Annotated in this window: 19 protein-coding genes and 3 pseudogenes; 18 read left to right on the plus strand and 4 right to left on the minus strand. The window is 44.3% G+C overall.

Annotated features, from left to right (window positions below; all coding sequences use genetic code 11):
* Positions 1–8 precede the first annotated feature (8 nt).
* Both PGQ38_RS11195 and PGQ38_RS11200 read right to left on the minus strand, forming a co-directional pair.
* Entirely contained in the window at positions 9–281 is a 273-nt protein-coding gene (locus PGQ38_RS11195; RefSeq protein ID WP_118578019.1) for a hypothetical protein, read from the minus strand.
* Positions 282–356: 75 nt separating this feature from the next.
* Positions 357–722: a hypothetical protein gene (locus tag PGQ38_RS11200; RefSeq protein WP_118578020.1), complete on the minus strand. Its 366-nt coding sequence runs from the start codon at positions 720–722 to the stop codon at positions 357–359.
* A gap of 21 nt (positions 723–743) precedes the next feature.
* Between PGQ38_RS11200 and PGQ38_RS20680 the strand changes: the two are divergent.
* Together PGQ38_RS20680 and PGQ38_RS11205 are read left to right on the plus strand one after the other, a co-directional pair.
* A pseudogene (locus PGQ38_RS20680) lies at positions 744–851 on the plus strand (DUF6783 domain-containing protein); the annotation flags it as partial.
* Positions 852–908: 57 nt separating this feature from the next.
* Positions 909–1,067, plus strand: coding sequence for a hypothetical protein (locus tag PGQ38_RS11205; RefSeq protein ID WP_202187657.1), 159 nt, complete (start codon positions 909–911; stop codon positions 1,065–1,067).
* 174 nt (positions 1,068–1,241) lie between these two features.
* On the opposite strand, the gene PGQ38_RS11210 is transcribed toward PGQ38_RS11205, so the two are convergent.
* A complete protein-coding gene (locus PGQ38_RS11210) occupies positions 1,242–1,532 on the minus strand; it encodes a hypothetical protein (RefSeq protein ID WP_118578021.1) in 291 nt (96 codons plus the stop codon).
* A gap of 374 nt (positions 1,533–1,906) precedes the next feature.
* Here PGQ38_RS11210 and PGQ38_RS11215 point away from each other — a divergent pair, with 374 nt between their 5' ends.
* Positions 1,907–3,280, plus strand: a complete 1,374-nt coding sequence (locus PGQ38_RS11215) for a cell wall hydrolase (RefSeq protein ID WP_173715955.1) — start codon at positions 1,907–1,909, stop codon at positions 3,278–3,280.
* An 18-nt stretch (positions 3,281–3,298) separates the two neighbouring features.
* On the opposite strand, the pseudogene PGQ38_RS20685 reads toward PGQ38_RS11215, so the two are convergent.
* Positions 3,299–3,358: pseudogene (locus tag PGQ38_RS20685) on the minus strand (DUF6783 domain-containing protein); the annotation flags it as partial.
* Between PGQ38_RS20685 and PGQ38_RS20690 the strand changes: the two are divergent.
* The 15 genes and pseudogenes from PGQ38_RS20690 to PGQ38_RS11285 form a co-directional block, all read left to right on the plus strand.
* Positions 3,335–3,400 (plus strand): annotated as a pseudogene (locus PGQ38_RS20690) (hypothetical protein); the annotation flags it as partial. The pseudogenes PGQ38_RS20685 and PGQ38_RS20690 sit on opposite strands and share 24 nt — an antisense overlap.
* A 628-nt stretch (positions 3,401–4,028) precedes the next feature.
* Entirely contained in the window at positions 4,029–5,258 is a 1,230-nt protein-coding gene (gene tyrS / locus PGQ38_RS11220) for a tyrosine--tRNA ligase (RefSeq protein WP_148461974.1), read from the plus strand.
* A gap of 210 nt (positions 5,259–5,468) precedes the next feature.
* A complete protein-coding gene (gene alaS / locus PGQ38_RS11225; RefSeq protein ID WP_118578022.1) occupies positions 5,469–8,108 on the plus strand; it encodes an alanine--tRNA ligase in 2,640 nt (879 codons plus the stop codon).
* A gap of 159 nt (positions 8,109–8,267) precedes the next feature.
* Positions 8,268–8,444: a 30S ribosomal protein S21 gene (gene rpsU / locus PGQ38_RS11230; protein ID WP_004222305.1), complete on the plus strand. Its 177-nt coding sequence runs from the start codon at positions 8,268–8,270 to the stop codon at positions 8,442–8,444.
* Between the two features lie 183 nt (positions 8,445–8,627).
* Positions 8,628–10,169 (plus strand): cardiolipin synthase, encoded by a 1,542-nt coding sequence (gene cls, locus PGQ38_RS11235; RefSeq protein ID WP_173736298.1) that lies wholly within the window; start codon positions 8,628–8,630, stop codon positions 10,167–10,169.
* 147 nt (positions 10,170–10,316) lie between these two features.
* A complete protein-coding gene (locus PGQ38_RS11240; RefSeq protein WP_270431760.1) occupies positions 10,317–11,489 on the plus strand; it encodes a serine hydrolase domain-containing protein in 1,173 nt (390 codons plus the stop codon).
* A 20-nt stretch (positions 11,490–11,509) separates the two neighbouring features.
* The gene (locus tag PGQ38_RS11245; protein WP_195391615.1) at positions 11,510–12,685 is read left to right on the plus strand and encodes a cysteine desulfurase family protein; all 1,176 of its coding nucleotides are present in this window, start codon (positions 11,510–11,512) and stop codon (positions 12,683–12,685) included.
* A gap of 321 nt (positions 12,686–13,006) precedes the next feature.
* The gene (gene mnmA, locus PGQ38_RS11250; RefSeq protein WP_243283991.1) at positions 13,007–14,092 is read left to right on the plus strand and encodes a tRNA 2-thiouridine(34) synthase MnmA; all 1,086 of its coding nucleotides are present in this window, start codon (positions 13,007–13,009) and stop codon (positions 14,090–14,092) included.
* A gap of 266 nt (positions 14,093–14,358) precedes the next feature.
* Entirely contained in the window at positions 14,359–15,975 is a 1,617-nt protein-coding gene (locus tag PGQ38_RS11255) for a DUF1538 domain-containing protein (RefSeq protein WP_215661232.1), read from the plus strand.
* 188 nt (positions 15,976–16,163) lie between these two features.
* The gene (locus tag PGQ38_RS11260; RefSeq protein ID WP_204453015.1) at positions 16,164–16,856 is read left to right on the plus strand and encodes a P-II family nitrogen regulator; all 693 of its coding nucleotides are present in this window, start codon (positions 16,164–16,166) and stop codon (positions 16,854–16,856) included.
* Positions 16,857–17,029: 173 nt separating this feature from the next.
* Positions 17,030–17,725, plus strand: coding sequence for a response regulator transcription factor (locus tag PGQ38_RS11265; protein WP_195391618.1), 696 nt, complete (start codon positions 17,030–17,032; stop codon positions 17,723–17,725).
* Complete coding sequence (locus PGQ38_RS11270; protein WP_195699223.1) at positions 17,697–19,301, plus strand: sensor histidine kinase; 1,605 nt, start codon at positions 17,697–17,699, stop codon at positions 19,299–19,301. The genes PGQ38_RS11265 and PGQ38_RS11270 overlap by 29 nt, the downstream gene beginning before the upstream one ends.
* 133 nt (positions 19,302–19,434) lie before the next feature.
* Positions 19,435–20,058 (plus strand): hypothetical protein, encoded by a 624-nt coding sequence (locus PGQ38_RS11275; protein WP_204453017.1) that lies wholly within the window; start codon positions 19,435–19,437, stop codon positions 20,056–20,058.
* A gap of 478 nt (positions 20,059–20,536) precedes the next feature.
* Positions 20,537–21,745 (plus strand): D-alanyl-D-alanine carboxypeptidase family protein, encoded by a 1,209-nt coding sequence (locus PGQ38_RS11280; RefSeq protein ID WP_195391620.1) that lies wholly within the window; start codon positions 20,537–20,539, stop codon positions 21,743–21,745.
* A gap of 93 nt (positions 21,746–21,838) precedes the next feature.
* Positions 21,839–23,587 (plus strand): ABC transporter ATP-binding protein, encoded by a 1,749-nt coding sequence (locus PGQ38_RS11285; RefSeq protein ID WP_118578027.1) that lies wholly within the window; start codon positions 21,839–21,841, stop codon positions 23,585–23,587.
* Positions 23,588–23,626: the final 39 nt, after the last annotated feature.

Genomic DNA, 23,626 nt, shown 5'->3' on the forward strand with positions numbered 1-23,626 from the left:
AAAATGCTTTACTTCATCATCTTCATCAGGTTTACCACTTTATCAAGCTTTGCACGTTCCCGGGGGCTTTTTCCCATTTTCAAAACCTCAATGATGGTATTGATTTCATTACTGTTAAAGTTCAGACCGGCATTTCTCCCCTGGGAAGCTGCATTCATAATAAATGGCAGCAGATCAGAGGGAGATTTTCCGGCTCCTTGCCGGGCCATCTGCTGGAGCATGTCAAGCTTGTTTTTGTCGATACCTGCAAGCTTTGGATTATCCTGCCAGTTGTCATCCATATGGAATCATTCCTTTCTTATATAGTAATGCTGCCAATTGGCGACATGTCCGTTTTGAATGAAATTTTTCTGTTTTTACTGTCGTTCTTCTTCGCAATTATCTTCTGGAGATGGTTCATTCATCATCCTCAGCATTTCTGCCATGGTCATCATATTGGTGATCTGATCCAGAGTCTTTCGTATATCTCCAAAACAGTAGCGGCGCAGGTCGTTTATGACTTCAAGAGGCTGGGCAGGGGCTGCTGCAGCCTGTATCTGCATGGCTTCTGACGGCTTTGTAAAAAGAGCGACTGTATTGGAAAGTTCCCTGGCTTTTGCAAAAACGGACAGAAACTGTTGCTGCCTGGGTGGAAAATAGGGGATGAGAGCTTTTAACAGCTGTCCCTGGTCAGTTCCCACCATCTGATCCAGAGCTGTCTGGGCAATATATTCCTGATCCATAAAAATCCCTTTTCTATATCTATGTTGTTGTTATTAAAATATGACGACGGTTTGAAAACGGTGAAATCTTCTGCAAATTGTGACGCACATTCTGCAGAAAGCATTTTTCAAACACGCTCTGACATCTGTAACATATTCTATAGCAGGGGGATGTATGAATTTCCCGCAAAGTCAGGAGGGAAAGTTATGAGAAGAGAAAATGAAAAGCTTATTATAGATGGAAATGCCATATACGAGCTGGATCTGGAATGTGTGCGAAAGAAGCAAGGAAAACAGGAAGAAAATGGCAGGTGTGTGGAGCAGTCAGAAGAAAGAAGGCAGTCCGCAAACCATACCGGGGATTAAAGACAATTTGCAGGAGAGAGTTTCTACCCAGAGCGTGGTTGAAAAAGAAACAAGGAAACGTAAGAATGCTTTTAGAATATGCCTGAAAAAGGGGACAGGGGAAAATTCCCGCTGTCCCGATTTTTTTGAAAAGGACTGAGAAGACAGCCCTTTTTCATATGTGGGAAACTCAGATCAGCAGCCGCAGCCATTTCCCCATCCACCGCAGAGAAGCAGAAGGATGATAATGATCCAGCAGCAGTCACCATTTCCGTTGCCACAGCTGTTGTTGCAGCCAATACCGTTGCCGCCGCATGCGCAAAGAAGAATGATGATCCAGAGAATATTGCATCCACAGGAGCCGTTCCCAAAGGAAAGCCCACATCCATTGTCACATCCGCAGCCATTATTACAACCGCAGTTACCACATCCGCAACCGGATCTTTCCTCGCCGCAGCCACAGTTTGTAGCAGCTAAATCACTCATGCTGTTACCTCCAGAAAATGTTTACAGTTCATCATATGGAGGGGACAGGGGGTGTGTGACAAAGCAGTTGACAGAAAAGAGAAATTTGGCTATAATAAACTGAAATGTAATATTTCTGTAATCTTTGAAAAGAATTCGACATAAAATATATAAAACAAGGATTGAGTTGTTAAGAATTAAGTCTGCGAAGCAAACGCTGTTTTTTGTGAACAAAGTTCACAGAAAACCCGAGAATCTCAGCGCGAAATCATGCGAATGCATGATTTCTGTGCATCGCGAAGCGTGTTACTGGTCACGGAGTAAACAGTAACTGTTTGTGAAAAGCAGAGGTGGGAAAGCTTCGGAATTAGTCAGGTCAAAGAGAGGAAAATGCTATGATAAAAGAAGAGAGAAACAGAAAGCAAAGTCTGGCTCTGGTGCTGCTTGTGATTGCCACATTATGTACGGTTTTTCTGATGACAAGGGATGTTCAGGCTGCGAAAGCCGGATTTAAGACTATAAACGGCAAGACCTACTACATAACAGCCAGCGGAGCCAAGCAGAAAGGCTGGCTGACTCTGAAAGGCAAGAAATACTATTTTAATAAAAAAACAGGCGTACAGTTAAAAGGCTGGCAAAAAGACAGTAAGGGCAGAAACATCCGGTATTTTACCAAGGGAAAAGGTGTGATGGCCACCGGTTTTCTGAAGAGCGGAACCGTAACCCGTTATTTCAGACCTTCCAATGGTAAGCTTGTCCGCGGCTGGCTGACCTTAAAGGGTAAGAAATATTATTTTACCAGCGGGACAGGCGCTATGGTAAAGGGCTGGCAGACCACAGCTAAGAAAGAGAAACGTTATTTCAAGAGCAATGGTCAGATGCTAACCGGCTGGTTCACGGATTCTAAGGGATATACCCGCTATTTTAATACCAGCACCGGTATTATGTATACCGGACTTAAGACTGTAGATGGAGATATCTATTATTTTTCCAAGACCAGCGGAGTCCGTTATCAGAAAGGCTTTGGCAAGGTTGGAAGCAAGCGGTATTATTTTAGTACCACAGATGGCAAAGCGCAGACCGGCTGGCTGAGTCTGGATGGAAACAGCTATTATTTTGGAACAACAGGCGTGATGTACGTAAACACTACAGCTTCCATTGGAGGAAAGACCTACGCGTTTGATTCCAATGGTGTTGCTTCCGAGAAACAGGATTCAGGAAAGGATGACAATGACAGCAGTATTACCTTTACCTGGTATGATGAGAAACGTGGCCGCAATTTTACTATTATGAAGGAGCTTAAGAGTCATCCGGGAGTTGCAGATGGAACCAAGTCTGATCTTGATATTCTGGCAGCTGTCTGCGAGGCTGAGGCAGGAGACCAGGGAATTGCAGGTATGAAGGCAGTTGCTCTCTGCCTTTTGAACAGAACTCTGGACAAGGAGTTTCCGTCCAGTGTCCGTTATGTGCTTTACCAGGGAACTACCTTCCCCCAGTATTCAGTCGTGACAAACAACCAGCTGCTGAAACGTCTGAATGGTCAGTTTATTGACCGTGCAAGCGCTTATGAAGCTGCCCAGCAGGCACTTGACAGTTTTAATGCTTATGTGCTGAATGGTACACCGCGTACAGTAAGCGGAATCAAGGCCAAAGATTTTAATTATAAGTATTTTATGATGACTTCTGCATTCTGGAAACAGCCATTGAATTTTAAAAAGGTTGTATATGAGACATACAAGGATCATACATTTTTTGTGGACTGGGTATAAAGGCTGCTGTCTAGCGCGTGTTTGAAAAATCATTCCCGCAATCTGCACGCCCCACTTTGCGGTGTATTTTGGCCGAAGTCGGTTGCCGTGGCCACCACTACGCCTTCTTCTTCCGCCTAGCATATGAAGAAGTCATTCTGCGTCAATATAGCAGAAACTTGATTTTTGATGTTCGGGTCACGGAGCGAACAGTAAACTTTATCGCGGTGAGTTGCTAAAATATAAAGCTAAAATCCTTGACAAAAACAGACAGCCTTTGTATACTTGCAAGTATTAAATGAGAAAGGCTTTGAAGGGAACAAGTAGCTTTGGAAAGAGCACACAGAGAGCTGCCGGATGGTGAGAGGCGCGTGCAGAGATCCATTGTGAATACATCCCGGAGCTTTGCACCGAACGGTTTTGAAGTGGCAGAGACAGCAGCGGACAGGCGCTTGTGATCGCTTGCAGAAATCCAGTAGGCTGTGACGGAGTGGCATACGTTATCATGCCGGGGTGATAATTCTGAAGAGTATTTGAAGACATTTATTTTTGGACAGTATTGTCTGTGGGGATAATCGTCTGGAAGAATTTTTCAGTATGGTCACTTATCGAGGCAGAAAGTGCGAGCTTTCTGTAAATTTAGGTGGTAACGCGGGACCCGGTTCTCGTCCTAAAGGGACATGAGAACCGGGCTTTTTATATCTGCAGCGGCTTTTTCGTAAAGAGAGAATAAGCAGCTCACATTTCTATTTTACAGGAGGAAAATAAAATGACAGTTTGGGAAGAACTGAAAGCCAGAGGCCTGATCGCCCAGGTAACAGACGAAGATGAGATTAAAGAAATGGTAAATAACGGAAAGGCAACTTTCTATATTGGATTTGACCCAACCGCAGACAGCCTTCATGTAGGACATTTCATGGCACTTTGCCTGATGAAACGTCTGCAGATGGCAGGGAACAGACCAATCGCCCTTCTTGGCGGCGGAACCGGTATGATCGGTGACCCATCCGGAAGAACCGACATGCGCCAGATGCTGACGAAAGAGACCATCCAGCATAACATTGACTGTTTCAAGAAACAGATGGAGCGTTTCATCGACTTTTCTGATGGAAAGGCACTTATGGTAAACAATGCAGAATGGCTGATGAACCTGAATTATGTGGAGCTTTTACGTGAGGTTGGAGCTCACTTTTCTGTTAACCGTATGCTTACAGCAGAGTGCTACAAACAGCGTATGGAAAGAGGCTTAAGCTTCCTGGAATTTAACTACATGATCATGCAGAGCTATGACTTCTATATGCTGTACCAGAAATACGGCTGCAATATGCAGTTCGGTGGCGATGACCAGTGGAGCAACATGCTTGGCGGTACTGAGCTGATTCGCCGTAAGCTTGGAAAAGACGCATATGCTATGACAATCACCCTTCTTCTTAACTCAGAAGGTAAGAAAATGGGTAAAACACAGTCTGGTGCTGTCTGGCTGGATCCAAATAAGACATCTCCATTCGATTTCTACCAGTACTGGAGAAATGTGGACGACGCAGATGTTATCAAATGCATGAAGCTTCTTACCTTCCTTCCGCTGGAAGAAATCCAGGAGATGGAGAAATGGGAAGGCAGCCAGCTGAACAAGGCAAAAGAGATCCTTGCATTCCAGCTTACCGAGCTTGTTCATGGAACAGAAGAAGCGAAGAAGGCAGAGGCTGGTGCCAAGGCACTTTTTGCAGGCGGAGCTGATACAGAGCATATGCCGACCACTGAGCTTGCAGCAGAGGATTTTGACGAAGAAGGCAATATCGACCTGATCAGCCTTCTTGTAAAATCCGCTCTTGTAACAACCCGTTCCGAGGGAAGAAGAGCCATCGAGCAGGGCGGCGTTTCCGTTGACGGTGAGAAAGTGACGGACATCAGACATGTACTTTCCAAAGACGCTCTCACAGGTGACGGTATTGTCCTTAAGAGAGGAAAGAAGAAATTTAATAAAGTATTTGTAAAATAAGATCATAAAAGGGGACCAGATACGCTCTAAATCTGATCGTTGATGCGAAAACAGATTTTTGTACTGGTCCCCGACTTATGCAAAAAATATTTTGACCGTGATAAAGATATATGCTATCATATAAACCATGCAAGCATTCCAATAAGAGGAATGCACGTTATTGTTTACAGTAACGAAAGTACTTCTTTATTGCGTAGGAGGAGAATTGAAATGAAGAAATACGGAGTAAACGAACTTCGAAAAATGTTTCTGGATTTCATGGAGAGCAAAGGACATCTTGTTCTGAAAAGCTTTCCATTGGTTCCACAGGGCGATAAAAGTGTCCTGCTGATCAATGCAGGAATGACACCACTGAAACCATATTTCACAGGAGCAGAGAAACCACCCCGTACAAGGGTCAGCACATGCCAGAAATGTATCCGTACAGGTGATATTGAGAATGTAGGTAAGACTGCACGTCACGGTACATTCTTTGAAATGCTTGGTAATTTCTCTTTTGGAGATTACTTTAAAAGAGAGGCCATTCACTGGTCATGGGAGTTCCTGACTGAGGTGGTAGGTCTGGATGCCAGCCGTCTTTATCCGTCTGTTTATCTGGAGGATGATGAGGCTTTCGATATCTGGAATAAAGAGATTGGAATTCCGGCAGAGCGTATTTTCAAATTTGGCAAAGAGGATAACTTCTGGGAGCACGGCGCAGGTCCATGCGGTCCATGTTCTGAGATTTACTATGACCGTGGAGAAAAATATGGCTGCGGCAAGCCGGGATGTACAGTAGGCTGTGACTGTGACCGTTACATGGAAGTATGGAACAACGTATTTACCCAGTTTGAGAATGACGGAAATGGCAATTATACAACTCTGAAACAGAAGAATATTGATACCGGTATGGGTCTTGAGCGTCTGGCTGTTGTTGTCCAGGACGTAGATTCCATTTTCGATGTAGATACTATCTGTTCCCTTCGTAACCTGGTAAGTAGGATTTCCGGCAAACCGTATGGGGTACATCATGAGGACGATGTTTCCATCCGTCTGATCACAGACCATATCCGTTCCGCGACATTCATGATCTCCGATGGTATCATGCCTACCAATGAAGGACGTGGATATGTACTTCGCCGTCTGATTCGCCGTGCTGCAAGACACGGAAGACTTCTGGGAATTGAGGGCAACTTCCTTGCTACTTTAAGTGCAGAAGTAATTGACGGCTCCAAGGATGGATATCCGGAACTGGAAGAGAAGAAAGAATTTATCTTCAACGTTCTCACCAACGAGGAGAACCAGTTCGGTAAGACAATCGACCAGGGACTTCGTATCCTGACTGATATGGAAGAGGCTATGAATGCAGCAGGAGAGAAGACTCTTTCCGGTGAAAACGCATTTAAATTATATGATACCTATGGATTCCCTCTTGATCTGACCAAGGAGATCCTTGAGGAGAAGGGCTACGAGATCGACGAGGAAGGCTTCAAGGCTGCTATGGATGAGCAGAGAGAGAAAGCACGTTCCTCCCGTGAGGTAACCAATTATATGGGAGCTGACGCTACTGTATATGACCAGATCGATACTTCTGTTACCACAGAGTTTGTTGGATACGATCACCTTTCCTTTGAATCTCCGGTTACTGTTCTTACCACAGAAGCTGAGATCGTAGATTCCCTGATGGAAGGACAGAAGGGTACTGTTTTCGTAGAGAAAACACCTTTCTATGCAACTATGGGAGGTCAGGTTGGAGATACCGGTGTGATCGAGACTGCAAATGGCAAATTCATCGTAGAAGATACCATCAAGCTTCGCGGCGGCAAATTCGGTCATGTAGGATATATGGAATCTGGCATGATTTCCAAGAGAGAGACCGTTTCTCTGAAAGTAAATGTTGCTGCAAGAAAAGATATTGAGAAGAACCACAGTGCGACACATCTTCTTCAGAAAGCTCTGAAAGAAGTTCTTGGTTCTCATGTAGAGCAGAAGGGTTCTCTTGTAACTGCTGACAGACTTCGTTTCGACTTTGCCCACTTCACAGCTATGACTGCTGAGGAAATCAGTAAAGTTGAAAAAATTGTAAATGAGCAGATTCAGGCAGGACTTGAGGTTCATACCGATATCATGGATGTTGAGGAAGCAAAGAAGTCCGGTGCTATGGCACTGTTTGGCGAGAAGTATTCCCAGAAGGTACGTGTGGTATCTATGGGTGATTTCTCCAGAGAGCTCTGTGGTGGTACCCATGTTGCAAATACAAGCTCCATCATGCTGTTTAAGATTGTTTCTGAGTCCGGTATCGCAGCAGGTGTCCGCCGTATTGAGGCACTGACCGGAAACGGGGTTCTGGAATACTATAAGAAGCAGGAAGCACTTCTTCACGAGGCTGCCAAGGCTCTGAAAACAAACCCTTCCGAGATGATTGAGAAGATCACACATCTTCAGGGTGAGGTGAAGGCTCTTGCAAGTGAGAATGAATCTCTGAAGAGCAAACTGGCTCAGGGTGCTCTGGGAGATGTTATGAATCAGGTTGTAGAAGTAAAAGGTGTGAAACTCCTTGCTGCCAAGGTAGAGGGCGTTGACATGAACGGACTTCGTGATCTTGGTGACCAGCTGAAAGAGAAGCTTGGCGAGGGCGTCGTTGTCCTTGCAGCAGTAAATGAGGGCAAGGTGAACCTTCTTGCAATGGCTACTGATTCTGCACAGAAAGCAGGAGCACATGCAGGAAACCTGATCAAAGCTGTTGCTGCAATCGTTGGCGGCGGCGGTGGCGGACGTCCGAATATGGCTCAGGCTGGTGGAAAGAATCCGGAGAAGGCAGGCGAGGCAATCGAAGCAGCAGCCGGAATCCTGGAAGGACAGATTCACTAAAAAACACTCAAAATTTTGTCAAAAATTTTTGTAAAATTAAACCAAAAGTTGTTGACGAATCCCGAGTGCATGATATATAATAATGTTCGTGCAAGAAAAATACCCAGACAGTTGTATTTTAGCACAATCTACAACTGGAGGGAGGTTAGGTGTGAGTCTATGTCAAACGTTATCGTAAAAGAAAACGAGACTTTAGATAGCGCTCTTCGCAGATTCAAGAGAAGCTGTGCAAAAGCAGGTATCCAGCAGGAAATCCGCAAAAGAGAGCATTACGAGAAACCAAGCGTTCGTCGTAAGAAAAAATCTGAAGCCGCAAGAAAACGTAAATATAATTAATTGTGCGCAAAAATCCCTGGCTGCATTCAGTCAGGGATTTTTAAATCCCGCAATATCTTCAAATTTGGCTCATTGTCTTCAGGGAAGAACTGATTTTTATATATGGTGATATCGCTGGCTGACCACATGTCCGTTTTGTTGCTGACCGGTGTATGAAGGAGAAAATATAAACTTATGATGATTTTGAAAAAAATAGCCAAGCTTCTGTTTAACCGGGTATTTTATGTAATATTTGCCATGGCGGTGCAGCTTGGCTGGCTGTTGACTATATTTCTGCGTCTTGCAGGATATTCCAGATATATGTCTTTTATTCTGGATGTTATCAGTATTCTGGTTGTTCTGAAAATTGTGAATCGAAAGATAAACCCCTCGTATAAACTGGCATGGACGATGTTGATCCTGTGCCTGCCAATTTTTGGCCTTGTTTTGTATCTTGTATTTGGACGTTCCAGAATTGCTGCTTATATGCAGGATCGATTTAATGAGATGCTGATGAAGTCCGGTAATCTTTTACAGACAGATCCTGAAATACATGATCTTCTGGAGGCAGAAGATATATCTGCATGCAACCAGTCGGATTATATATATCATAATGCAGGTTATCCTATTCACGGAAATACTACCGCAGAATATTTCCAGGTTGGAGATGACATGTTCCCGGTTCTTGTAAGGGAACTGGAGCAAGCACAGCATTATATTTTTATTGAGTATTTTATAATCCATGATGGAGTAATGTGGAGAACCATACTGGATATACTGGAGAGGAAGGTTCAGGAAGGTGTGGATGTCCGTCTGATTTATGATGACATGGGATGTCTTACCACGCTCCCTCATAAATATTATGAAACCATGAGATCCAAAGGAATCAAGTGTCAGGTCTTTAATCCTTTCCGTCCGATCTTGAATATTATCCAGAATAACCGTGATCATCGGAAATTCTGTATTATTGATGGATATGTGGGATTTACCGGTGGTGTAAATCTGGCAGATGAGTATATCAACCAGAAGGAGCGCTTTGGACACTGGAAGGACACTGCGGTTATGCTGAAGGGGGAAGCTGTCTGGAACATGACTGCCATGTTCCTTCATATGTGGAATGTGATTACCAATAACCGTGAGGATCATTCACTTGAGAAATATCTGCCTCATGTATGGCATCCGGAGGCATTTGAAGGGGATGGATATATTCAGCCGTTTTGTGATTCTCCGCTGGATAACGAGACTGTTGGAGAGAATGTTTATCTGAATATTATCAATCGTGCAAAAAGGTATGTGTATATCTGTACACCCTATCTTGTTATTGACAATGAGATGATGACTGCTCTTTGTCTCGCAGCAAAAAGTGGTGTGGATGTCCGTCTGATGACACCTGGGATTCCAGACAAAAAATTGGTATTTCTTCTTACCCAGTCTTACTACGAGCAGCTTCTGGAAGCAGGAGTGAAAATCTATGAATATCAGCCGGGATTTTTACATGCCAAGTCCTTTGTATGTGATGACGAGATCGCTGTTGTGGGAACCATCAATCTGGACTACCGGAGCTTGTATCTTCACTTTGAGGATGGTGTATGGATCTATCGGAATCAGGTGATTTATGATATTAAAAAGGATTTCACAGATACCCTGGAATATTGTAATCCGGTATCTTTGGAATTCTGTCGTGGAAGAAATATTGCAGTGCGGGCGATGCAGAGTATTCTAAGGTTATTTGCACCGATGCTGTAGAGCGTGTTCAAAAAGGGGTTTCTGCAAATTGAGGCGTATAGATTGCGGAAATGATTTTTCAAACACGCTCTAAACCTTATGAAGAATGAGTATATAGATGATGCCCCTTACCTGCGGCATTGCCATATATAAATCAGGAGGTCAGATATGAGAAAAGAGATAAAGAAACAGCTTCAGACGATTATGGATCAGGCAGTAAAGGATAATCAGATTGCCGGTATGAATATGATGGTAATAAAGGACGGCCAGGAGGAAGCCTATCTTCAGTGTGGCTATGCGGATAAAGCAAATGGGAGAATGATTGAACGGGATACCATATTCCGTCTTTTTTCCATGACGAAACCGATTACAGCGGCAGCGGCCATGATTTTATTTGAAAGAGGAGTAATTGATCTGGCAGATCCGGTTTCCAGATATATTCCGGGATTTGCAGACCAGATGGTGTCTGTACCTGACGGACTGGCACCAGTATGGCATAATGTAACGGTTTATCATTTGTTGTCTATGACCAGTGGTTTGACTTATGGCGGAAACAGCAGTGCCGCAGAGTTTGCCGTTGGAAATGTGATGGAAGAAATACATGCACGTCTGAATACAGAGCATCCCATGACAACACTGGAATTTGCAGATAAGATCGGCAGATGTCCTTTGGAGTTTCAGCCCGGAGAGCGCTGGAAGTATGGGGTATCCGCAGATATTCTGGCAGCAGTGGTGGAGAAGGCTTCCGGCATGAAATACGGTGAATTTCTTAAGAAGGAGCTTTTTGTGCCTTTGGGAATGAAAGATACAGATTTCTATGTTCCAGGTGAGAAGCTGGACAGACTGGCCATGACTTATGAGCAGACTGCCGGTGAAATGAAAGAATTCCGTGACAACAGTCTGGGAATCCGTCTTTCCATGGACGTACCGCCTGCTTATGAAGCCGGAGGGGCAGGGCTTGTTTCCACCATTGAGGATTATTCCAGATTTGCGGCTATGCTGATAAACAAAGGCAGCTTCCAGGGCAGACAGATCCTTAAGCCTGCTTCTGTGGAATATATGACCACCCACAAGCTTATACCATGTCAACAGGAGTGGTTTGAAAAATGGTGGGAGATGAATGGATATTCTTATGGAAATCTGATGCGTGTGATGACGGATCCGTGGAAGGCACCCTTTGCATGCTGTGAGGGTGAATATGGCTGGGATGGCTGGCTTGGCTGCTATTTCGCCAATTTTCCCAAGGAGAATATGACGATTCTTATGATGATGCAGAAGAAAGATGCAGGGACATTTGATCTTACAAGGAAGCTGAGAAATGTGCTGCTTCTTGGAATGTAATATAAAGAGGAATTTGAGTTATGCCTAGAATTTATGCGGACAATGCAGCAACCACAAAAATAAGTCAGACAGCAATGAAGGCTATGATTTCTGCAATGGAGAATAGTTATGGAAATCCGTCCAGTATTCATCAGATTGGGATGGCAGCAAATGATGCCTTACAGACGGCGAGAGAGCAGATCGCACGTTGCCTTGGCTGTATGCCGAAAGAGATTTTTTTTACATCAGGTGGGACAGAATCAGATAATCAGGCAATTATGTCAGCGGCTATGCTTGGGGCGAAACAGAATAAGAGGCATATTATTTCTACTGCGTTTGAGCATCATGCGGTGCTTCATACTCTGAGAAGGCTGAAGGAGCAGGGATTTGAGATTCAGCTTCTGGATGTGGGAGCAGAGGGGAATATTACAGCTGCTCAGGTGGAAGAAGCAATTCGGCCGGATACCTGTCTGGTTACGGTTATGTTTGCTAATAATGAAATTGGCTCTGTTCTTCCTATAGCGGAAATTGGAGAAGTCTGTCGTGCTCACGGGGTGCTTTTTCACACAGATGCAGTGCAGGCAGCAGGACATATCCCGGTAAATGTGAAGAAACAGAATATTGATATGTTATCTCTTTCCGCACATAAATTTCATGGTCCAAGAGGAATCGGTGCATTGTATGTGAAACGGGGGATTGAACTGACTTCTCTTATGGAGGGCGGCGGCCAGGAGCGTGGAAAACGGCCTGGCACAGAGAATTTACCGGCAATTATGGGAATGGCAGCTGCTCTGAAAGAAGAGTGCACTTTGATGGAACAAAATGAAGCCAAGGTTACCGCCATGCGAGATCGTTTGATTCAGGGGCTTTCGCAGATTCCCTACAGTATACTGAATGGTTCCAGGGAGAAACGCTTGCCTGGTAATGTGAATTTCTGCTTTGAAGGTGTATCCGGTGAAAGCCTGCTGCTTCTTCTGGATAGCAGGGGAATCTGTGCTTCTTCCGGTTCTGCCTGCGCATCAGGTGCCCTGGATCCAAGCCATGTACTTCTTTCTCTTGGTCTCGCTCCTGAAATCGCCCAGGGTTCACTCAGAATCAGCCTTGACATTTCCAATACTGAGGAAGAAATCGATTATATGTTGGAAGTGATTCCCCAGGTGGTGGAACAACTCCGCGGAATGTCAGATGATTGGCGGAAAAAGCATTGCGAGGATTAAAAGAATCGTGTATGATACAAGATATGATTATTAGAATAGATTGCTATTTAGTTGATTAAAAGTTCTTCAATGCGGACGCATTTGGACAATGTGTATTACTCACTCGCCGGCGCAACGCTACAGCGAACTAATCGCTAACTGCGACTAATGCGTTCGGGAGAGCCCTCACGCATAAGTCTCCGTAAGCGCTGGATTTCGCTTACGCTAAGAGCGCGCCTGAAATGGCTCGCTGGAGTAATACACATTGCCCAAATGCTGTGTGTCGGCTGGGACTTAAACACATTAAATAGTAATAGTTTTCAGTTTTTATGAGGTATAAATATGGAATCAGACAATATGAAAAAAGCATTGATCGCCATGAGTGGCGGCGTAGATTCTTCAGTGGCCGCTTACCTGATGAAGGAGCATGGATATGACTGCATCGGTGTCACCATGAAGCTTTTCCAGAATGAAGATGCCGGTGTGAGCCGCAAAAAAAGCTGCTGTTCTCTGGATGATGTGGAGGATGCAAGGAGCGTAGCGCATAATCTTGGAATCCCGTATTACGTGTTTAATTTCACCGCAGATTTTAAAAAACAAGTTATGGACCGCTTCGTAGCAGCCTATGAAAACGGTGCAACTCCCAACCCCTGCATTGACTGCAACCGCTACCTGAAATTCAACAGCCTTTACCATCGTGCAGAAGAATTAGGCTGTCACTATGTAGTAACCGGACACTATGCCAGAATTGAAAAGCGGGAAGATGGCAGATATCTTTTGAAAAAAGCAGCTGACCCTGCAAAAGACCAGAGTTATGTTCTTTACTCTCTTACTCAGGAGCAGCTGGCACACACCATGTTTCCACTTGGAGACATGAATAAACATCAGACCCGCATGATCGCAGACCAGCAGAATTTCTATAACGCAGATAAGCCGGACAGCCAGGATATCTGTTTTGTCCCAGATGGGGATTATGCTGGATTTATCCGCCGGTTTACAGGAAAAGACTATCCTGCAGGTGATTTTACAGATAAAGACGGAAATGTGCTTGGGCATCATAAAGGAATTATTGGCTACACGGTAGGTCAGCGAAAGGGGCTTGGCATTGCAGCTGGCAAGCCTGTTTACGTTACCAAAATCTGTCCGGCAGAGAACCGCGTGATTCTGGGAGATAATGAAGATTTGTTCCATCGCGAACTGGATGTGGAAGACTTTAATTTCATCTCCTTTGATATCCCGCCGGCAGAATTTCGCGCCAAAGCCAAGGTACGTTACCGCCAGAAGGAGCAGTGGGCAACTGTAAAAGTCACAGGAGAACATAGTGTACACATCATTTTTGATGAGCCCCAGAGAGCTATCACCAAAGGGCAGGCAGCTGTGCTTTATGATGGAGACGTAGTCATTGGCGGCGGTGTGATCACGGGCTGATAAAATCCGAAATTGTATGATATCTGTTGAAAATATATTGATGTAAAACAACCGGAAGAAATATAGCTAGGTCTATATTAAATTCTGGTTGTTTTTTTGTTTATGCAGTCAGTTTACAAAAAATTAAGAATATATCTTTGTTTTATAGATGACTAACCCTATGGGAAAATGTTACAATAACCCATATCAGGCATCAAAGTGGAGCGTATAGATGATAGAATGCCTTTTCAAACACGCTCCAGGCAACTACAGTGAAATATTCAGAAATGGAGGTATATGTGGAAAAAAGAAAATTAATCAGAGAACTTCAGTCCCATCAGTCCGTCTTAAAGGAAAAAGCCAGGGAGAAAGCCAGGGAATCCATCAGCGCAGTGATTCCCATTGTACTGATCGTTTTTATACTTGGTTTTACCGTGGCTGCGTTATCTCCAGGCATCCTGGTGGAATTCCTGGTAGGATCTGTGCTTGTGATCCTGGGAATGATCTTTTTTTCCATGGGAGCAGAATTATCCATGACGCCCATGGGAGAACATGTGGGAGGCAGTATGCTTCGCACGAAAAAGTTAGGCTTTATTATAATTATCGGTTTTATTCTGGGCTTTATTATCACAATATCTGAACCAGATCTGCAGGTTCTTGCAGAACAGGTTTCTTCTGTGCCCAATCTGGTGCTGATCTTATCTGTGGCACTTGGTGTTGGTGCGTTTCTTGTTGTGGCCTTATTGCGTATCCTTTTTGGAATTGCGCTGCCGCCATTGTTATTCAGTTTCTATATTTTAGTATTTGTATTAGCCATGTTTGTTCCTGAGAATTTTCTGGCAGTGGCATTTGATTCCGGTGGAGTGACCACTGGACCTATGACGGTACCCTTTATTATGGCATTGGGTGTTGGTATTGCATCCATCCGTAATGATAAACATGCCGGAGATGATAGTTTCGGGCTTGTGGCTCTATGCTCCATTGGACCTATTTTGGCAGTTCTGATTCTGGGACTTTTGTACCACACGGAAGGCAGCGCTGCGCTGGAAGTGGTTTCTGAAGTGGAAAATTCGATAGAACTGGGAAAATTATTTGCAGTTGCACTGCCAAAATATTTTAAAGAGATCGCTGTATCCCTTTTCCCAATTATTGCTTTCTTCGGAATTTTCCAGATTGTTTCGCTGAAATTGAATAAAACTGTGCTGATCAAAATCTGTATCGGCTTATTTTATACATATATAGGACTTGTTCTGTTTCTTACCGGGGCAAATGTAGGCTTTATCCCAGCTGGAAATTACCTGGGGATGGTATTGGGAAATTTGCCTTATAACTGGATTCTTGTGCCTCTTGGAATGGTGATCGGTTACTTTATTGTAAAAGCCGAGCCTGCGGTATATGTGCTGATGAAGCAGGTTGAGGAGCTGACTGACGGTGCGATTTCCGGGAAATCCATACAGATTGGTCTGTCTGTGGGTGTGGCAGTCTCTGTTGGGATTTCCATGCTCCGGGTGCTGACTGGAATCTCCATTTTCTGTTTTCTGGTGCCAGGTTATGCCATTGCCTTAATCCTCAGCCTGTTTGTTCCCAAAATTTTTACGGCTATTGCATTTGACTCTGGTGGTGTTGCCTCTGGACCTATGACAGCCACCTTTCTCCTTCCGCTGGCGCAGGGAGCCTGTGAAGCTGTGGGTGGAAATATTGTGACAGATGCTTTTGGCGTAGTGGCAATGGTTGCTATGACGCCGCTTATTACTTTGCAGGTGCTAGGCTTGGTTTATCGGGTAAAAGGCGGCGAGCTTGGAGGCAAGGGGAAGAATTTGCCTGCGGACAAAATACCAGTGGAAGCTATACCAGTGGCGGAACTGTTTGAAGAACTGGAAGACACAGAAATTATAGAGTTATAGAAAATTAAGAAAATAGGGATTGAGTGTTGACTCAAACACATTATAAATGAACAATTATAGTTAGGAAGACCTAATAGATGCCATTTTTGTGTGGCACAAAGTGGAAGTACAGATTATAGGAATGATGATTGGGTACACTCAGGGAAGATTATGAACAGCAACGAACTTTATAAAGAAAGGAATCATCTATGAGCGAATTATACATGATGGTTACCATCACCAACCGAAAATACATGTCGAAATTTGCAGCACTTTACCGGGAAAATCAGATAGAAGTAGGAACGGTTTCCCTTGGTATGGGAACTGCCTCAAGCTCCATCCTTGACTATATGGGATTAGAAGATGATGAGAAAAGCATCTGTTTTCACTTTGTGACAGAAGCTACCTGGAAAAAGGTGAAAAAGGGCTTGCAGAACCAGCTGCGGATCGACGTGCCCGGAACTGGGATTGCATTTACCATTCCCATGAGCAGCATTGGCGGCAAACGGGAATTGGGATTTCTCATTCAGGGACAGGAGTTTGTAAGAGAGGAGGAAGGTACATTGAAAGAGACAAAGCATGAACTGATCGTGGCAATTGCCAATTACGGATATAACACCCAGGTGATGAAAGCAGCAGAGGAGGGTGGCGCAACCGGCGGTACCGTTCTTCATGGAAAAGGGGTAGGAATGAAGCGCGCCGAACAGTTTCTTGGCGTTTCCCTGGTTTCCGAAAAAGAGGTGATCTTCATTGTGGCAAAATCAGAGCAGAAAAATGCCATTATGAGTGCTATCATGGAAAAAGCCGGGATTACCTCCAAGGCCGGAACCATTGTATTTTCCCTCCCCGTAACCAGCACCGCCGGGCTGCGGATTCTGGAAGATGAGGAAGAAAATTCATAAACTCCATATAAACTCCATATAGACGTGGTATACTGCGAATAATGTGTCAAGGTCCGCAATGGTAAATCAGATTTTTTTGCACGCCCCAAGTATTATGAAATCTATTGCGCAACTGTTTATAGGAAAATAAAAGAAATAGGCTTGGGGAAATTTGCCAGATATGGGGAGAGAAAATGAGTTATATTTTTGTGGTGGAAGATGAATTTGATATACAGGAATTGTTGAAAAATTATCTGGAAGAGGCAGGATATCAGGTGTTTTGCGCCTCTGATGGGGTGGAAGCTATTAATCTGTACGAGGAGGAAAAAGAGAAAATTGATTTGGTTCTTCTGGACGTGATGTTGCCTAAAATCAATGGCTTTGGGGTGTTGGAGTTGATTCGGAAATCTTCGTTGGTGCCGGTGATCATGCTCACCGCCCTGGATGATGAGTCCTATCAGATAAAAGGGTACGATCTTCAGGTGGATGAGTATGTGACAAAACCTTTTTCAACGCAGGTACTATTGCGGAAAATAGGGGCAGTGCTGCGACGCAGTGGGAAACATTTATCAGATGAGAAGAACCCTGAGATATTACAGTATGGAGATTTAAAGCTGGATTCTTCCGGTTACCAGGTGTGGGAGGAAGAGCGAAAAGTGGAGCTTACCCAGAAAGAGTTTGAACTTTTGCGAGAGTTCCTTTTGAACAAAGGGCGTGTACTAACCAGGAATCAGCTTTTGGATGCTGTGTGGGGTGCTGATTATTTTGGAGAAGACCGGATTGTGGATACACACATTAAGAATCTTCGGAAAAAGCTGGCAGGGGATTACATTGATACCATCAGAGGAGTAGGATATCGCATTGATAAAATACATAAAAAGCAGAATTAGTGTAAAAATATTTCTTTTAACCATGGTGATCCTTATGGCTGTATCCGGGGTTTCCTATGGCTTCGTGACCGCTTTTATGCCGCGCAGCTATTCCGATTCCCTGAACCGGACGCTGGCAGCAAGGGCGAAGCAGCTGGCAGAATCTTTGTCCGGATATACTTTGGAAAATGCATTATCTGTTATGGAAGAATTCAGCAGTGCGAATCAGTCTAGAGTGGTTCTTCTTGATGAAAATGGTGGAATTGTCAGGGAGTGGAATGGACTTGGGGATGCGCTGATGATAACTTCAGAGATAGAAGGAAGCAGTGAAGGGGTGTCAGAAGAATTTGCCAGTACAGTAGAAACTATGGAAGCAGATAATATCCAGACAGAAGAAGGTGTTTCCATGGTGGAGCAGATGGAACAGCAGGCTATGGGACGTTATGAGGTTGCTTTTAAAGGAACAGATCATAAGTATACCCTTTTTGTGTTTGGCTCTACCCAGCTTGTGAATCAGGCAGTGGAAGCATTGGGGCAGATCCTTCCGTGGATGCTGCTTACTGTTTTTGCGGTATCTTTGCTGATCGCTCTTTTTTATTCCAGATATTTGTCAAAGCCAGTGCAGAAGTTGGGCGCGGCTTCTGACAAAATGGCGAATCTGGATTTCTCGGTGCGCACTGATATGAAGCGTATAGATGAAATTGGGGTTTTATCCAGAAGCCTTGACACAATGGCGGAAAGCCTGGATCAGGCTTTGTCCAGCCTTTGGGAAGCCAATGCCAAACTGAAAGATGAGATGGAACAGGAGCGGGAACTGGAACAGCAACGTATGGAATTTTTTGCAGCAGCGTCCCATGAGCTGAAAACGCCTGTGACCATACTAAAAGGGCAGATTGAAGGCATGGAACAGAATGTGGGAGTCTACAAGGATCGGGACAAATATCTTGCCCGGGCAAGAGAAGTGACGGTTACTTTGCAGAATATGGTTCAGGAAATCCTGGTGATTTCCAGAATGGAATCCTGTGGTTTCTCATTAAAGAAAAAAGAGATGGATATGGCAGAGCTGGTGAGGCTTCAGCTGGCAGACCTGAACGAGCTTTTTGAGCAGAAAAATATGGAACTGGAAATCTTTTTGCCAGAGAAGTGTCCCTGCATGGCAGATTCTGGACTGATGGCGATTGCAGTCCGGAATATTCTGGTAAATGCAGTACGGTATTCACCTGCTGGTGAGAGAATAAGTGTGAAATTATCCACGGATTATAATGTGGATTCTTCCACATCTAACTCTTTTCTACTAAAAGAAGTTTCAGGGTGCCAAAATTCAAGAGAATTGAAAAGTATGAAAAATACAGCGAAGATACTTCTGGAAGTGGAAAACACAGGTGTGCACATAAGCCAACAGGATCTTCCCCGTTTGTTTGACGCCTTTTACCGCGTAGATTTCTCCCGTAACCGCGAAAACGGCGGCAGCGGTCTGGGACTTTATATTGTACGGGAGATTCTGGAACAGCATGGGGCAGAGTATGAGATGAGAAATACAGAGGCAGGTGTGTGTTTCCAAATGGAATTGTTGCCAGTGATCGTATCCCTCCAATGATTCTCCATATTCGCATGTTTCAGACACGCTCTAAGTTGAAACTTCATAGAAATCACAAATTACTTACATATGGAATACAAGAAAATGCTCTATTCTTCTTAATGTAATCAAAAAGAAGAAAGGAGCATTTTTTATGAAAACAATGCAGAAAAACAAAGGGTTGAAAAAAAGAGGAAAAGGGCTGGCACTGGGAATCTGTGCAGCAATTCTGGGTACTGTTGGTGTGGCACGGATACCGCAGACAGTGGCATGGGCGTATGCAGAGAGTTATATGGATGCAGATGGAAAGATGGTAACCAAGGTTTTTCAAAATGGGGACACAGATACTGTGACAGATGAGACCGACGAAGTGACAGCGGCTGAAGCAGAAAATGTTGGAAAATCCGCTACAGAATCAGCAACAGAGGATTTTTTCGTGACAGTTGTGCAGGATGGACAGAATACGGATGATAAGACGGATATAGAGATAGCGCAGGATTCAGCTGCAGATCAGGTTGGGTATATGGCAGACGGGAATAGTTATATTTATAAGGCATTAGGGCTGGAATATGATGAAGAGCAGAAAGCCTGGATGTGGAAAGAAAAACCAGTTTATGCAATCTGGTTTGGAGATGCGGGAATGATCATTTACGGAGATGTAAAGCCGGAAGGTGAGAATTGTCTGCATATTACATGGGAAAGCGGAGATGGAACTGCTACATTTAAGGTGCAGGAAATGACGAAAAACGAGTTGAAGAAGGCGTATTTAGCAGATTAAATTGCTATTTTGTGAATTGGTCGTTATCCCGCAACTTCATTTTTTCTAATCTATCGTTGTCAAAAAAATATCGGGAAAACAATCACTCACCCTCCCCCTTCGTTAAAAGTTCTTACCAACCAACAGGTCCCAGTCAGTATACAGCATTTGGGCAATGTGTATTACTCCAGCGAGCCATTTCAGGCGCGCTCTTAGCGGAGGCGAAATCCAGCGCTTACGTAGACTTATGCGTGAGGGCTCTCCCGAACGCATTAGTCGCAGTTAGCGATTAGTTTGCTGGAGCGTTGCGCCGGCGAGTGAGTAATACACATTGTCCAAATGCGTCCCTCCTGAAGAACTTTTCAACCCACTAAATAGCAATCCGCGGTGGCAAAGAGGAAGTTTCCTTGGCCGCCGCTTTTTACGTTTGAGATTAGAGGAATAAAATAGAAGCACGAGTTTTACAATAGAATAGAACTTATTTTTGAGGAGACATCCTATGCTTGAAAAGGCAATAAGAAAGGCGGTTCTGTCCATTTTACTGGCTAGTCTCATGGTGGGGGCTGGTTGTCGGATTACATATGCGGAGGAACAGCAGCAAACCACAGAGTCAAAAGTGGCTACCGATGACACTTTTGTACAGGCGCCTTCAGCCCTTCTGATGGAAGCCGGTACCGGTACTGTGATTTACGAAAAAGATCCGGACACAAGACGCAGTCCGGCAAGTATTACGAAGATCATGACACTGATCCTGATTTTCGATGCGTTGGAGAATGGTACACTGAAAATGGATGACCTTGTAACAACCAGCGCTTACGCTAAGTCTATGGGTGGCTCCCAGGTATTTTTGGAGGAAGGGGAAACCCAGGATGTGGAGACTATGATCAAGTGCATTGTGATCGCCTCTGGAAATGACGCCAGTGTAGCGATGGCAGAGCATATCGGGGGCAGCGAGCAGGAATTTGTGCGGCAGATGAATGAGCGGGCGGCTGGTCTTGGAATGCAAAATACCCATTTTGTGGACTGCTGTGGGCTGACAGATTCCACGGATCACTACACAACAGCCCGTGACATTGCCCTCATGAGCCGGGAACTGATTACAAAATATCCGAAGATACTGGAATATTCCTCTATCTGGATGGAAAATATTACCCATGTGACCAGACAAGGTTCCAAAGAGTTCGGATTAACAAACACTAACAAGCTTCTTCGCAGCTACGACGGCTGTGTAGGATTAAAAACAGGAAGTACCAGTCTGGCAAAGTACTGCGTATCTGCTGTAGCGTCCCGAAATAATATTACTCTGATTTCCGTGGTTATGGCGGCTCCTGATTACAAAGTCCGTTTTAAAGATGCAGCAGCCATGTTGAACTATGGTTTTTCCAAATGCAGTCTTTTTACAGATGAAAATCCCGAAAAGCTTCCCCAGATAGAGGTTCGAAAAGGAACCAAGCCCACCGCAGAAGTAAAATACGAAAAGAATTTCCAGTATCTCAGCACCGATGGAAAACCCATAGGCGAAGTGGAACGGAAACTGAATCTGGAAACCCAGGTGCAGGCTCCGGTGAAAAAGGGCGAAACTGCTGGTACTCTGGAATACTACAGAGATGGGCAAAAGCTTGGCGAGATCAACATTCTTTTCACTGAAACCATAGAAAAAGCAACCTATAAAAACTGTTTGGAGAAAATAATTACAGAAGCATTTTGACAAAACAGTCCTCGTCGGTTTATAATAAACTCTGTATGAAAATTTTTGCTGATGTCTTACAAAAATATAGCAGCAAAAGCGGAGGGAAAACATATGAAACAAGAGAAAAAACAGCCTGGCAGATTAAAGATGCTTGCAGGCTATTATAAACCATATAAGGGACTGTTTTTTGCAGATCTTTTTTTTGCATTCCTTGGGGCAGCAGTGACACTTGTCATTCCACTGATGGTTCGTTATATTATGAATTCCATAAGTGAAATGTCAGCGGATGAAGCGAAGACCATGATTTTGAAAATCGGGGTGGGAATGCTGGTACTGATCCTGGTGCAGCTTGGAAGTCGTTATTTTATTACCTATTACGGACATATGATGGGTGCTTATATTGAGCATGATATGCGAAACGAGATATTCAGCCATTACCAGAAGCTCTCTTTTGCATTTTATGATAATCAGAAGGTCGGCCAGCTTCTTTCCAGGATCACAAGTGATCTTTTTGATATTACAGAGCTTCTCCACCATGGACCGGAGGATATTCTGATCTCAGTGATCAAGCTGTTCGGAGCACTGATCATTCTTATGAATGTAAAGCCGCAGATGGCGCTGCTGTGTTTTGCAGTTGTAATTATTATGCTGATCTATGCACTGATTTATAATAAAAAGATGAAAAGTGCATTTAAGGAAAACCGTGTGCGCATGGGCGAGATCAACAGCCAGATCGAGGACAGTCTTTCCGGAATCCGTGTGGTAAAATCTTTTGGAAATGAGAAGCGTGAGATTGAGAAATTCCGTAAAGGAAATGAGCGTTTTGTGGATTCCAAGCGTGTGACTTACCGCTATATGGCAGGTTATCATGCAGGCATGGATGCGTTTACCACGCTGATCACAGTTACTGCACTGGTTTCCGGAGCCATGTTCCTGGCAGCAGGAGATTTAAGCGCCACAGATCTTGTGACCTTTCTTTTGTATATTAACAATTTTACAGAGCCGGTTACCAAGCTGGTAAACTTTACCGAGCAGTTCCAGAACGGCTACAGTGGTTATGACCGTTTCCTGGAAATGATGTCCATTGCGCCGGATATTGAGGATGCGCCGGATGCCGTTTCTATGGATCATGTAAAAGGAGATATCCGCTTCGAGAATGTTTCTTTCCACTATGAAGACCACAATGAGAAAGTGCTTTCTAACGTAAATCTGGAAGTGAAGCCCGGTGACTATGTTGCCCTTGTAGGCACCTCTGGAGCTGGAAAGACTACCCTTTGCAGTCTGATCCCCAGATTTTATGATGTTTCATCTGGTGCCATTTATCTGGATGGAAAAGATATCCGAAAGATCAAACTGAAGGATCTTCGTAATCAGATTGGAATTGTGCAGCAGGATGTATACCTGTTTGCAGGAAACATTATGGAAAATATCAGATATGGCCGTCCGGACGCTACCGACGAGGAAGTTATCCGCGCAGCTAAGCTTGCCAATGCTCATGATTTTATTATGGAAATGCCGGATAACTATGGCACAGACATTGGACAGCGTGGCGTGAAGCTTTCCGGAGGACAGAAACAGCGTCTTTCCATTGCGAGAGCGTTTCTGAAGAATCCGCCGATCCTGATTTTTGATGAGGCAACATCTGCCCTGGATAACGAAAGTGAGAAGGTGGTGCAGCAATCTCTGGAACGTCTTGCAAAAGACCGAACCACCTTTGTGATCGCCCATCGTCTTTCCACGATCCGCAATGCCAGAAGGATCCTGGTGCTGACCGAAGATGGAATTGCAGAAGAAGGTACACATCAGGAACTGATGGAGAAGGACGGCGTATATGCGAAACTTTGCAAAGCCGGATTGTGATCGTAAACAGCAATTATATGCGAAAGGATGAATTGCAGA

Origin of the sequence: Blautia faecis (genome assembly GCF_027662325.1) — a bacterium.
Taxonomy (GTDB): Bacteria; Bacillota; Clostridia; order Lachnospirales; family Lachnospiraceae; genus Blautia_A; species Blautia_A faecis.